Here is a 13,832-nt window from a genome sequence, read left to right as displayed (position 1 = left end):
GAGATGGCATCAAGATTCGAATATGCGTAAACTGAATAACATCATCCGTTGTTAAAGTTATCCTTTTGAGTTCATTACCGATCCAAGCTTTGTTTGCACCGTTGCAACAAGCATTGACCGACCATAGTCAAATTATCCTTGAAGCGCCTACTGGGGCGGGTAAGTCCACAGCATTGCCGATGGCAATGCTGCAATGGCCGCAAATCAACGGCAAAATTCTGATGCTTGAACCCAGGCGTGTTGCTGCCCGCAGTGTCGCGCAATTTATTGCTAAATCACGGGGCGAAAAGGTTGGTGATAGTGTCGGTTATCGCGTGCGTGGTGAAGCAAAAGTCAGCGCCAACACTCGATTAGAAATTGTTACTGAAGGCATTCTAACTCGAATGATCCAACAAGATCCTGAACTCACAGGAATTGAAGTGATCATCTTTGATGAAATTCATGAACGTCATTTACCCACAGATTTAGGCTTAGCACTGGCGTTAGAAGTGCAAGAATCATTACGAGATGACTTAAAGCTGATTGCCATGTCGGCGACGCTCTCAGGCTTACCGTTACAGAACTTAATGCCTGATGCTGCGATGCTAGTCAGTGAAGGCAGAAGTTTTGATGTTGAAAAAGTCTACCGCCCAGTAGCGGGTCAACAGCAGTGGTTAGATGCGTTAGCGAGTGTCATCATCGATAGTGTCAGCACTGAGTCAAAAACAGTGCCAGTCCAGTATCAGCAAGGTTCAGTATTAGCTTTTTTGCCGGGCAAAGGCGAAATTAATAAACTGCAACGACTCCTTAGTCAAAAGCTTGATAGTCAGCAATTTATCTTGTGTCCATTGTATGGGGACTTAACCCCAGCTGAGCAAGATAAAGCGATAGCGCCAGCGCCAGATGGCAAGCGGAAAATTGTCATTGCGACCAACGTTGCCGAATCAAGTTTGACCATTGATGGCATCACCATTGTGGTCGACAGTGGTTATAAGCGTGAAGCGAGCTTTAATCCCCGCACAGGTGTGAGTCGCTTATCACTTAAACGCATAAGCCAAGCCTCCTCTATTCAGCGTGCAGGACGTGCAGGTCGTCTTGCACCTGGCTGTTGTGTACGTTTATGGGGACAAGAAGAGCAAAGCCGCTTAGCCAAAACAGAAGCCCCAGAAATCAGCATTAGTGAATTAACCTTAATGGCGTTAGATTGCGCTTATTGGGGTGAAAGCAATATTGAAAACTTACCTTTACTGACGCCGCCGCCAACGATACATCAGCAAGTTGCTTGGCGCTTGTTAGCACAGCTTGCACTTGTTGATGCTCAACATAAGATTACCCAACAAGGCCAAGCCGCTTATGAACTGGGTTGCCATCCACGTTTAGCGCATATGTTATTGCAATCTAAGGCACTTGCTGATGCTCATCAACAAGCGGATTTGGTGTCGTTAGCATGCTTACTCGCTGCCGTATTAGAAGCGAGAGGCTTACCTAAAAAAGGCGTGGATATTAGTCAGTACCTTTCTCTCGCATCCCAAGGGCTAATGGCTAATCAAGTGAGAAAGTGGCAGAAATTATTAGCTGTGTCAGGTGATATAAAACAAATCGCCCGTGATGCAGCAAGTCGTGATATCAGCAGTTTACTGGCGTTAGCCTTTCCTGACCGCATAGCTAAAGCACGGGGTAAACAAGGGTTTCAGCTGAGTAACGGCACAGGCGTTACCATAGATATTGAAGATAATATGTCCAATCATGACTGGTTAGTGGTGGCAGATTTTCAAGAATCACAAGGGCGCAATGCCGGTCGAGTCTATTTAGCCGCAGCCATTAACTCTGACCATTTACATCATGATTTAGCGAGTTTGATTTCGGAACATAAAATCTGTGAATGGGATGAAGTGAAAGGGCGATTTTATGCTGAACGACAACAAAAAATAGGCGACATTATTGTTAGCCGCACATTAGAGAGTAATGTTGACTCTTCTTTAATTGTGCAAGCGTTAGTGAGCCATATTCAACGAAAAGGGTTAAGCATCCTTAACCTTGATGAGCGCTTTTATCAGTTACAATATCGTTTAAAATTAGCACAGCATTTTGCCCCTGAACATGATTGGCCTGTTATCGATACAGAGCATTTACTTGCCAGCTTGTCGCAGTGGTTAGCGCCGTATTTAACTGAGGTTAATTCGATTGCTAAACTGCAAAAAGTGGATATATTAGGCCACGTAAAGAACCTATTAACTTGGTCGCAGCAACAAACATTAAATGAGCTGTTACCAACACATTGGAAAATGGCAACAGGGACATCAGCGCCGATCACTTATCAAGTTGATGACATTGCCAGTGATAATGCAGATATTGATCAAATAGCGAATCGCCAGAACGGAAAAAGTCTCGGTATTCAAGCTCGAGCGTTATTAAGTGTGCGACTGCAAGAGGCATTGGGGTTATCACAAAGCCCGCAATTACTTCATGGTAAGCTGGTGGTCACGATGGAACTATTGTCTCCTGCGCAGCGACCTATTGCAGTGACTGCGGATTTAGCCAGCTTTTGGCAAGGGCCTTATGTTGATGTTAAAAAAGAAATGCGTGGTCGATATCCGCGCCATTTATGGCCAGACGATCCGGCCAACACTACGGCCACTAAATTCACTAAAAAGAAAACACCAGGCTTACAGTAATAGCCAAGGACGAACAGACTTACCCAAATATGACTGATAATAAGAAAAAACCTGCAGTAAAAAAAGCAGCGCCTAAAAAGACCACAGCAAAAAAAGCACCCGCTAAAAAGTCAGGTGTAAAACGTGTTAATGCGAAAAAGAAACCTCGCTCTAAATGGAAGGTATTTTGGTCATTCTTCTGGAAAATAGCCTTGATTGGTTTAGTGATTGTGAGCTCCTATGGCATTTACTTAGACCAAATCATTGCGCGTAAGTTTGAAGGGCAAAAGTGGCATTTACCTGCACAGGTTTTCAGTCGCTCAATGGCCATTTATCCCGGCGCTGCGATTAACCATCCACAATTAATGTCTGAACTTAAGTTACTGGGATATCGCAAAGTTGCTAATCCGAGACAAGTGGGCGAGTTTTCAGCGTCGAGCACAAAAATAGAGTTATGGCGTCGACCATTTTTGCATCCAGAAGGCGATCAAGTAGCACAGCGAGTGATGATTTCATTTGATAGCCAAGGTGTATCAGCTGTTCAGCGCATGTCTGATAAACGTCAGATGGCAGTGTTCCATTTAGAGCCAGTATTATTAGATAGAATATTAGCTTCTGGGGGCGAAGATCGTTTATTTGTGCCAACAGAAGCAATGCCCCAAGCCATTGTTGATGCATTAATACTGGTAGAAGATCGCAGTTTTTATGAGCATCACGGAGTCAACCCTTTTGCGATCGCGCGAGCAGCGATCGTTAACATCACCGCAGGGCGCACAGTTCAAGGCGGCTCGACATTAACTCAGCAGTTGGCTAAAAACTTCTTTTTGACCAGTGAGCGTTCCATCGTGCGAAAAATTCGTGAAGCCTTAATGGCGATCATTATTGATTTTCGTTATAGCAAAGATGAAATTCTTGAAGCGTATTTAAATGAAGTTTATATGGGGCAAGATAAGTCTCGCGGCGTTCATGGTATGGGCTTGGCTTCGCAATTCTATTTTGGCCGTCCAATTGCCGAGTTAACTGTATCGCAGCAAGCATTTTTGATCGCTGCGATTAAAGGGCCATCTTATTACAACCCTTGGCGATCGCCAGAACGTGCTCAGAATCGTCGCGACTTGGTACTGCGCTTACTAATGGAAGACGACAAACTCACTGTTGAACAGTATAAAGCGGCGGTTGAATCGCCCATTGGTTTACGTGACTTTAATAAGTCAGTACATCAGAAGTTACCTGCTTTCTTTGCGGTAGTGAAAAATGAACTGCGCCGCCGCTATGGCGACAGTTTATTGCAGCAATCTGGGGTAAAGGTATACACCACACTTGATCCTATGGCGCAAGATGCGGCTGAAAAAGCAGTTGTTTCGACCATGAAGACCTTAGATGAACGTGCCAAAAATGTGCAGGTCGGCATGGTCGTCACCGACAAATATACTGACGGTATCGCGGCAATGGTCGGTGATAGAGTGCCAAGTTTTGATGGCTTTAACCGTGCGGTAGAAATTCGACGCCCGATTGGCTCTCTGGTTAAACCGTTTGTTTACGCTACGGCGCTTCAGCAAGGCAGTAAATACAACTTGGCATCACCTGTGGCTGATAAACCGATTACTTTGCAAAATGGCCAGGGTAAAACTTGGTCACCGCAAAATGTGGATAGAGTCTTTAGAGACGAAGTACCATTATTGACCGCCTTTAAAAACTCAATGAATGTACCAACGGTCAATGTGGGTATTGAAGTCGGTGTGGATAATGTGGCTAAAACTATGGCAGATGCGGGTTGGAGTGAGGCTATACCGCGTTATCCGTCAATGTTATTAGGTGCGATTAATGGCTCGCCGTATATGGTGGCACAAGCATTTCAAACGATTGCAAATAATGGCCGATACCGTCCGTTGACCTCGATTACGGCGGTATTAGATAGCAACAATCAACCTTTGAAAGTGAGCCGAGAAAGTGCCACACAAGGAATGGAGCCAGCAACCGATTACCTGGTGCAATATGCTATGAATCAAGTGGTAAAAGATGGTACGGCAAAACGTTTAGGACGCGCTTTCCCAAATGTTGATTTAGCGGGTAAAACGGGTACCAGTAACGATAGCCGTGACTCATGGTTTGCTGGCTTTGATGAAAGAAACGTTGCCGCGATTTGGGTTGGTCAAGATGATAACTCTAAGACAGGCTTATATGGTTCCAGCGGCGCTATGGCGGTTTACCAAGCCTTCTTGAACAATCGTCCGCCTTTAGGGTTAAGAATGACTCCTGCCAATGGTATTACCCAAGGTTATTTCGATAGAACTACCGGTGTAGCAAAGCAATCTGATTGTGACAATGTCGTTGCCATGCCAGCCCGCATTGACAGCTATCAGCCAATTGATAATTGCGGTGAAGAACGTTCTTGGTGGCAAAAAATCATTAACTAGGCTAACTAAAGAGTCTTTGTTATAAGTTCATCGCTCAAATTAATGTATAAAAGGGTTCACTATCACTGGTGAACCCTTTTTGATCGTAAGCGTGTTGTTTTTAATACGCCTGTATTATCAAAATTGTTAGCCACAAAAAAAGCCAGCGATTAAGCTGGCTTTGGCTGATTAACTCATAAGTTTGTTAGAACTTGTAGTTATAACCTACAGTCGCAGTCTGTGGCTTACCTGAAAAGATAGAGCCATGAATACGGGTTGTCATATAGGTTTCATCAAATAAGTTATCCACGGTTAAGTAGACTTCTGATGCATCATTAATAAAGTAGCGTGCAGATAAATCTACAATGGTTTTGTCAGCAATTAACTGCTCTGATGGAATTGTTCCTTGACCAGCCACTGTGCGCATATCTGACGTGTAACGGCCGGCAATCGTTACTTGCCATGATTCTGCTTGTACACCTGCAGAGACAAATAGTTGGTTTTCAGGAAGGTAAGGAAGTTCGTCACCTTTTTCTACATCGCCCCATGATTCAAAATCTGAGCTAAAGCTGTTTTGGAACTCTGCACTGGTGTAGGTGTATGCCATTTTAACAGGGAATGATATTTCGCCCGTTTGATTAAACTCATAACCTAAGCTCAGTTCTAAGCCTGTGACTTCAACTTCACCTGCATTGTACTGATTGCCAATGTTGTCATCATCACAACCTTGCGCAGCGGTACAGTTACCGTGCATGTTGCTGTAGTCACTGTAAAACACAATTGCTTCTGAACTTAATGCGCCAGTGTTGTAACGAAGACCAGCTTCGTAGTTCCAGCTTTCTTCCTCTTCACCATCATCATTACCAGGCGCTGAAGGTGCGAAACCTTTCTGTACACCAGCAAGCACAATTAAATCTTCAGTGATCTGATAAGTTGCTGCTACTGATGGTAGTAAAACATCAAAGCTGTTACTGATATCTTTATCTGGCGCACCTTCACGGCCTGGATTTGTTTTACCCCAATCACGACGTTGAGTCGTCACATCTTCATAACGAAGGCCCGCAGTAATGGCTAAATCACCTAAAGTAATTTGGTCTTGAACATAAAGTGCAAACGCTTCAGCACTATCGATACGGTTTGAGTCAGTACCTGGCGTGCCGCTGTCAGTTAGTGACATCACTTGGTTATTATTGAGCTCGTAAGTATCAACCCACTGGAAACGATCCATTTCATCTTCGTGATAACGAGCGCCAAATGACAATTCATGATCACCTAGCAACCAATTTAATTCAGTTTGAATGCCTTGAGATAAGTACTCACGGTTGTTTGCCTTAACTTGAACATCAATAGGTGATGAAGAAGCCGGAGCTCGGTCAAAATCTGCAGCAGCTTCTATTCCGCCGCTATTTAAGCTTTGACCATCAACCTTTGAGGTTTTATACCAGTTACGAGCAAAGTTATTGTAATAAGCAGTTGTTGCTAATGTCACAGTGTCACTGAAATCAATAATATGGTTCAACTGGATCTGTTTATGATCAGTCGTCATTTCATCTTTTTGCGATGCAGAGTAACGAGTAAAAGGACTGCTGTTATAGTCTTCTTCGGTTAAGCCCATATAAGTTTCATTTGAGACTTCATCTGAGTACTTTAATTTTAGCTCAACACGTTGTTGATACTTTGCATCTTCGCTACTGTCGATGCTAATTTTTGCTAATGCATCATTCTTGGTAAAACCGGTATCACCGCCGACACCATTAATATCGCGGAAACCATCTGCTTGATAACGATAAACTTCGGCAACTGCGCCAACTCGCTCACCTTGTCCGCCAGCATGAGCATGTAATTTAGCAAAGCCATCTTGCCCTGCAGCAACATCGATTCCACCCGCTAATTCTTCTTGAGGGATTTGGCGAGAAATCATATTAATAATACCGCCAGTAGTACGAGGACCATATTTAAGCGTAGAGCCACCTTTCATTACTTCTACTGTCTGCATTCTTCCTGATGTCGGGAAGTAATAAGCAGCAGGTGAAGCGTAAGGAGCTGGAGCCGCTAAAACACCATCTTCCATCACAGTAATCTTCTCAGAACGATTTTGACCAGTACCACGCATCCCAATGTTAGGACGCAAGCCGTAGCCGTCTTCCTCTTGAATGTACACACCAGGTACAGATGCTAACGTACGCATAATATCTGTGTACTTAAAATTCTCTATTTCAACGTCGTTGATAACATGGGCACTACCAGGCACATTATTAACAGGATTTGAACTACCAAAAATGGAGATTTGCTCCATTGTGGCGTTTTCAGCAGCGGATGCTGCAAAAGTAGTTAATAGAGCACTAGCTAGAATGCTGATACGAAGGCAGTTGCGCTGGGTCATACGGTTCTCCAAAGACGACTTGTAAGCAAAATGCAAATAGCAATTGTTTCTATTTGTATCTTAATTGTCGTGAAGTTTACTTAAATGAACATTAAAATCAACATTTACTTAACTGTGATTAACGATTGCGCTGCTTTTGAGCTTTGGATTAAGATGGATGCGATCAAGGTCACATTATGTTTTCGGTCAATCATTAACTTTAATGTTGTTAAATGAGTCATCGGCTGAGTGTTTTGGGATTTTTCTAGTACACTCGGTGCAAATAAAAAAAGCCCAGCTCGACGAGAGAGGGATTTCTTTCACGATTTAAGAATGGATGTATATGTTTTTGTCACCTTATTATGCCAAGCAAGATCAGAGCGTGTTTATTTCAGCCCAACAAGCGAGTGACTTTGCAAAACACGTCGCTGAAGACTTTAACCCTATTCATAATGTCGGTGCCAAACGTTTTTGTGTCCCTGGTGATTTGTTATTTGCCTTAGTGTTAACTGAGTTTGGTTTAAGCCAAAACATGCAGTTTAAATTTGCCGGTATGGTTGGCGATGGCATCGAGCTTGAGCTAGATAAAGATGCAGGCGAGAAGTTCAGTATCTGTGATACCAAAGGTAAAGAGTATTTACACATAGAACGCCAAGGCGAAGTTTGTCAGTGTGATGTGCAAACTGCGGCTTTTATTAAAAGTTATGTGGCTTTTTCTGGGCTTAACTTTATTCATGTGTTGGTGCCTATGATGAAAGAATACGGCATGATGATTAATCCAACGCGACCATTAGTGATATACGAAAGCATGTCGTTTCATTTAGACACGTTTGAGTTCACTGAAATGAGCTTAGAGTTAGTAGAGCAGCACATGGAGATTAACGGTAAGCGTGGTGATGTGACATTGCAATTTGCATTAAAAAGCGAAGGCAAAGTGATCGGCAGTGGAGTGAAAACCTTAGTGTTAAGCGGACTACGTGAGTATAACGAAGAACAAGCTCAACAGATGTGCCACACTTATGAAAGTAGTAAGCTAAATTAATAAGCTCATCAGCGTTATTGATGATAAAAAGCAGCTAATAACGCTGCTTTTTTTATGCTTAAAATCTGATTTTTGTGTTTGAAATATAGCTTTATGTAATATATTTGTGAGCTATATTTGTGAGATTAAGTGGAGTAAACCTTGTGTCATTTACCATTATTCCATTCGTAAAAGGTGATATTCCTTTTTTACGCTAAAATTAAGGTAGGCTATACAATATCAATGACATTGCGAATGATAACAATTGCAATGTGACGACATTAATTTCCGCTTGAGGCATTCAAATGAAAAAATTATTACTGGTTTCACTGACTTTTTTTGCTTTCTCTGCAAGCGCAAATATCATTTATGATAAAACAGGCGTAGACGATAAAGACTTTGTGTATGACGAGCATCAATGCACTGAAATGTCACAGCAAGTGCAAAAAAATAGCAACTCTCGTGGCGTGGTCAGCAGTGCTGCTAAAGGTGCAGCTGTAGGCGCTGCAGGTACTGCGATTGCAGGTGGCAGTGGTTCTGACGGTGCTAAAATCGGCGCAGGTGTTGGTGTTGTTTCTGGGTTACTGGGTGGCTCACGTGATAGACGCGCAAACGAAGCAAATTATCAGGCAGAAAAAGAAACCGTAGTACGTAATTGTATGGCTAATCGTGGTTACACTATTTTAAATTAACCACTTATCGCAACAGCGTTTCTGTAGAATAACAATGAAAACCATGTCATATGACATGGTTTTTTGTTTTATGGTTTTTGGTTTTATCTCGGGGTGATATTAATGTGATTTGCAGTTGAGATCGGCTTGCGCATATTGGCTGAAAGTCGCTTCACTTTGATGAGTCCAAAAGCTAAAGTTTTGCCCTTGATACTTTGCCCCTGATGCCGTGCGGGTTAACAAGGCTAAATTCGTCGCGTTAATATAATCGGATGTAGGCGAAACCGTGAGCATTGCTGCGGGAATTGCTGTGTCATTATAAAAATATGCCGTTACTTTGGTTAACGTATCATTTGCTTCAAGGCCGCATTCATATTGAATGGGTTCAGGTACTTCAAATTCACCTGCAGCAATTTGTAATTCAGTTAATCGTGTTTCATAAGACGATTGCACGCATTGCTTAATTTGTTCCGCTTTCCAGCAATCATCGCGACCTTTAATCCAACCTCGCTGAAAAGCCTTCACATGGGCTATTTCTTCGCTGCTAATTTGATTGATCACTTTTTGATATGTTGCATTGATTTGCATATCTAGCTTGGCAAGTTGATTGTCCTGACAAATTAACACTTCAACTTGGCTTTTGGCCTTTTGACAATCAAAAGCGGGGGAGACGGCGTCAGATGCATTAACTGAGCACGATAAAAATAAAATTGAAAAAGCGAGAGTTGAAAGTCGTGAAGTCTGAATACGCATAATTGTTTGCATTGGTGTCAACATTGTTATCAACATCCTGTTCTAAATAACTCATAGAACAAATCATAGCGTATTCAGTGTTTATTAGTACTGTTTTAAAGCGGGAGTATTAATTCAACTTACGCTTTGGTGTTGATGATGTGTCCAGCATTGCCAACAGGTTGAGGCTCAGGTTGTGCAGCTTCAATTAACTGCATTGCCATTTGTCCTTCCACTTTTTGTTGGTTTTTAGCCATCACAGCCACTTTTAAACTACTGCCAGAATCAATATTAGTTGGCATTGATGATGGTGCATTGATAGATAAAGACATGGGTATTCACTCATAAGTTGCGGCTATACAATACGACATGTAGATAGCAGTATTTTGTTATCGGCTGAAACGGGAAAAACTATAGACTATTTTTTGATAATTCGACAATCTGGATATTAACTTGTGCGCAATTAAATATGTTAAGATAGCGCCATAGGTTTGTATCACTCATTTTATCGAGAAAGGAGTCACCATGAGTCAGAAAATGGATCCCTTGGCGTTAGAGAATCAAGTTTGTTTTGCTATGTACAGTGCAACGAATGCGCTCATTCGAGCTTACCGTCCCTTGCTTGATCAATTATCTCTGACTTACCCACAATATTTAGTGATGATGGTGTTGTGGAAAGAGTCGGGCATTAGCGTGAAAACATTAGGTGAAAAACTGCATTTAGATTCAGGAACCTTAACGCCGTTATTAAAACGATTAGAAACTAAAGCATTGGTTATTCGTGATCGTAATAAAGACGATGAGCGTGTTCGCGTACTGCATCTCACAGAAGCGGGCAAAGCCTTACACCAACAAGCGAAAAGCATTCCTGAATTAATGCGTTGTAAAGTGGGTGGTGATGCAGAGCAATTGCGTCAATTAAAACAGCTTTGTGAAAACGCGCTAATGAATCTTAAAGATTAAATTGATTATCTCTATGTCATAAAAGTTAAATTAAACTGTCATATAATTAGCGTGAAAGCATCTTTAGTCTCAATCGCACTGACTTTATCTAGCTCACCCTTATAAAGTCTGTCGCCGTTGTACTGATGCAAAACAGTATTTAAGCGATATGGAAGTAGTTTAATTATGTGGCAGATTTTTACTCGATTCTTAGCATTAGGTTTTATTAGCTTTGGCGGCCCAGCTGCACATATTGGCTATTTTAGACAGACCTTTGTCAATGAGCTGAACTGGCTTGATGATAAACGTTATGGCAGTTTAGTGGCGTTAAGCCAATTTATGCCAGGACCTGGTTCCAGTCAGGTTGGTTTTGCTATCGGATACCACCGTGGTGGTCTTGCGGGGGCAGTTGCTGCATTTGTTGGCTTTACCTTACCTTCTTTTGTTTTACTCTTCCTGCTTGCTGTAACGAGTGCTCACTGGCTAGAAACCCAAGTTGTTTCTGGTGTGATACATGGTCTTAAATTATTAGCTGTCGTTGTCGTTGCAGATGCCACCCTCGGCATGTTTGGTCAGTTCTGTCAGCGTAAAACAGCGCGAGTGCTCATGGTTGGCACAGCTGTAAGCATTATGCTGTTCCCGTCATTACTAACCCAAATTGTGGTGTTACTGATAGCAGCGATTATCGGTGTGATGGTACTGACTAAAGGCGCGAATATTACCCCAGATAACACGCCGATTAAATTGAACTATGCATGGCTTTCAATATTTATTGTTGGTCTACTGGCGAGCTTTTACTTTATTAACCAAACGGGCACTTTAGGTCAGGTTTTTGCGCAGTTTTATCAAGTGGGCAGTTTAGTTTTTGGTGGCGGTCATGTTGTGCTGCCATTACTTGAAGCCAATGTGGGTGAAATGGTCAGCTCAGATCGCTTTCTAACGGGTTATGCGCTGGCGCAAGCGGTACCTGGCCCAATGTTCACTTTAGCCACTTTTTTAGGGGCTGACTTATGGTTAGAGCAGCCGATACTCGGCGCACTGGTTGCTACGATAGCGATATTTGTACCAGGTTTCTTATTAATGCTGGTGGGCTTAAAAAGCTGGCATGCCATTAGTGAAAGGCCTGCAATTTCAGGTGCCATTTCTGGGGTAAATGCTGCCGTTGTCGGCTTATTGTTTGCCGCGCTGTATAGTCCTGTTTTTACTTCAGCAGTGGTAGAACCGCTTGATATGGCATTGGTGTTAACGGGTTTTGCGGTGCTTAAAACATGTAAACCAAACATTGTGTTGTTGGTGTTAGGTTTTGCTGCGACTGGCGCCTTGGTGAGCTTTTTATAATGCTTATTTGAATCCCGCCAAATCTTTTATCTCTGGGGCTATAGTCGATTTTTCTATTGCTATAGCCTTAAAATTCTTGATTCATTTTCTCTAAGCATGCCAGTAATACTGTTGCTTGTTCAGGGTCAACATGGCGAGTTAAGTCGTTCATTAAGTCAAGGTGCAACTGGTTGTGCTGTCGATGAATCTTATCACCAGCATCTGTGAGTTTGATGACCGTTGAGCGGCCATCCTCAGGGTGAGCACAGCGTTCAACCAGATTAAGACTGACCAACTTATCCACTTGAACTGTTAAGGTACCTGTTGTAATACCAAGCTTTTGGGCAAGCTCTTTCATTCTTAAGGCGCCGTGAATACCAAGCACTTCAATCGTATGAGTTTGTGCCAACGAGTAACCCGTTTCCTTTACAACGGATTGCTCCCAAGAAGACATTTTGTCATAAAATTCAGTAATGGTTTGATTCAGCTTTTCAATATCTTTCATGTGATAACTCATAAATACATTCAATCTATTCGCTTAATTGGCAGGCTTAATCAGCTTGGCTAATCGACTTAGTTAATCGACCTAGTTAATCGACCTAGTTAATCGACTTAGTTAAATAGCCATTTAATTAGTCATTGGATTAGTCACTGGATTAAGCCATCTGATTAGTCATTTGATCAGGTGATGGATGAACTTCAAGTGTCAGATGATTGATTTTATCAAATTGACTCAGCAAGGTCTTATATTCATCGATTGAAATATCATTTTTTGTCGACACTAAGGTAATTGCTGCTGAATAATGATGACCACTGATTTTCCAAATATGGAGATCTTTTACTTCAGCATAAGGTGCTAAGGCCGCTTTAATTGACTGGCGATATTCCTCATTAATATTCTCATCTAATAAAATAGGACTGGTTTGCTTCATCAAGCCTATGGTCCATTTAGTTATCACAAGTGCGCCGACTATTCCCATAACAGCATCTAACCAATGCCAGCCATAAAATTTACCGAACACCAATGCAACAATCGCTAATACCGATGTGAGCGCATCAGCCAATACGTGCATGTAGGCTGCGCGTAAATTATGGTCATGATGTTTTTCGCCATTTTCATGAGAGTGTCCATGAGAATGTTCATGGGAATGCTCATCTGTTTTGCTATGGTCATGTGAGTGGCTATTGTGATGATTTTTTTCATGGCAGTGTTTGTGCGAGAGCTTATCAGCCTGTTCATGTGAATGCTCATGAGAGTGCCCGTGTGAGTGGCCATGTGAGTGCCCGTCGTGATCATGATGGTGGTGGTCACCCAATAAAAATATACTGGCGACATTCACGGCCAAGCCGATAAAGGCCACAATGATAGCCTCATTAAATTGAATCGTATGAGGATTAAATAGTCGACTTACCGATTCAACTATCATCAGTAATGCCACAACACCAAGGACAATAGCACTGGTATAGCCGCCCAACACGCTGACTTTACCTGGCCCAAAAGAAAACTTATCACTGTGAGCATGCTTGCGTGCATAACGATAAGCAAACAAGGTAATACAAAACGCTGCGGCATGGGTGCCCATGTGCCAACCATCAGCTAGTAGTGCCATCGAACCAAAAACCGTACCAGCAATAATCTCAACCACCATGGCTGTGACTGTGAGTATTAATACGTAAAGGGTTCTTTTTTCCCCTGAACTTTTCTGGGCATTAAAATCGTGATGATGCTCGACTGCAAAATTCAAAATGACACCTTAG

The 13,832-nt window shown here is 42.4% G+C and carries 11 protein-coding genes; 6 read left to right on the top strand and 5 right to left on the bottom strand.

The genetic code is table 11. The features are described 5' to 3' along the window. The first annotated feature begins 65 nt into the window (after positions 1–65). Positions 66–2,654, top strand: coding sequence for an ATP-dependent helicase HrpB (gene hrpB, locus AB4153_RS03940; protein ID WP_371996456.1), 2,589 nt, complete (start codon positions 66–68; stop codon positions 2,652–2,654). A 29-nt stretch (positions 2,655–2,683) separates the two neighbouring features. After that, a complete protein-coding gene (gene mrcB / locus AB4153_RS03935) occupies positions 2,684–5,050 on the top strand; it encodes a penicillin-binding protein 1B (RefSeq protein WP_371996454.1) in 2,367 nt (788 codons plus the stop codon). Positions 5,051–5,234: 184 nt separating this feature from the next. Here the strand turns inward: mrcB and AB4153_RS03930 are convergent, their stop codons facing one another. Then, positions 5,235–7,412 (bottom strand): TonB-dependent receptor family protein, encoded by a 2,178-nt coding sequence (locus AB4153_RS03930; RefSeq protein WP_371996453.1) that lies wholly within the window; start codon positions 7,410–7,412, stop codon positions 5,235–5,237. 322 nt (positions 7,413–7,734) lie between these two features. On the opposite strand from AB4153_RS03930, the gene AB4153_RS03925 reads away from it, so the two are divergent. Next, positions 7,735–8,433: a DUF3581 domain-containing protein gene (locus AB4153_RS03925; RefSeq protein WP_102529246.1), complete on the top strand. Its 699-nt coding sequence runs from the start codon at positions 7,735–7,737 to the stop codon at positions 8,431–8,433. 284 nt (positions 8,434–8,717) lie between these two features. Further along, positions 8,718–9,104 (top strand): RNA polymerase subunit sigma, encoded by a 387-nt coding sequence (locus tag AB4153_RS03920; RefSeq protein ID WP_102529247.1) that lies wholly within the window; start codon positions 8,718–8,720, stop codon positions 9,102–9,104. Between the two features lie 99 nt (positions 9,105–9,203). Here the strand turns inward: AB4153_RS03920 and AB4153_RS03915 are convergent, their stop codons facing one another. Next, positions 9,204–9,860 (bottom strand): lysozyme inhibitor LprI family protein, encoded by a 657-nt coding sequence (locus AB4153_RS03915; RefSeq protein ID WP_157936236.1) that lies wholly within the window; start codon positions 9,858–9,860, stop codon positions 9,204–9,206. Positions 9,861–9,955: 95 nt separating this feature from the next. Next, entirely contained in the window at positions 9,956–10,147 is a 192-nt protein-coding gene (locus tag AB4153_RS03910) for a cytoplasmic protein (protein WP_102529249.1), read from the bottom strand. Positions 10,148–10,340: 193 nt separating this feature from the next. Between AB4153_RS03910 and AB4153_RS03905 the strand changes: the two genes are divergently transcribed. Both AB4153_RS03905 and chrA read left to right on the top strand, forming a co-directional pair. Further along, complete coding sequence (locus AB4153_RS03905) at positions 10,341–10,778, top strand: MarR family winged helix-turn-helix transcriptional regulator (RefSeq protein ID WP_303515577.1); 438 nt, start codon at positions 10,341–10,343, stop codon at positions 10,776–10,778. A 165-nt stretch (positions 10,779–10,943) separates the two neighbouring features. Continuing rightward, on the top strand, positions 10,944–12,095 hold the full coding sequence (gene chrA / locus AB4153_RS03900; protein ID WP_371996452.1) for a chromate efflux transporter: 1,152 nt from the start codon (positions 10,944–10,946) through the stop codon (positions 12,093–12,095). 67 nt (positions 12,096–12,162) lie between these two features. Here chrA and AB4153_RS03895 read toward each other — a convergent pair whose 3' ends face one another. Next, a complete protein-coding gene (locus tag AB4153_RS03895; protein WP_248955604.1) occupies positions 12,163–12,579 on the bottom strand; it encodes a MarR family winged helix-turn-helix transcriptional regulator in 417 nt (138 codons plus the stop codon). A gap of 151 nt (positions 12,580–12,730) precedes the next feature. Further along, complete coding sequence (locus AB4153_RS03890; protein WP_371996451.1) at positions 12,731–13,819, bottom strand: cation diffusion facilitator family transporter; 1,089 nt, start codon at positions 13,817–13,819, stop codon at positions 12,731–12,733. Between the last annotated feature and the right edge of the window lie 13 nt (positions 13,820–13,832).

The sequence above is a fragment of the Shewanella sp. 10N.286.52.E4 genome (assembly GCF_041468785.1).
Classification (GTDB): Bacteria; Pseudomonadota; Gammaproteobacteria; order Enterobacterales; family Shewanellaceae; genus Shewanella; species Shewanella electrodiphila.
This window is presented reverse-complemented; position numbering and strand designations above follow the sequence as displayed.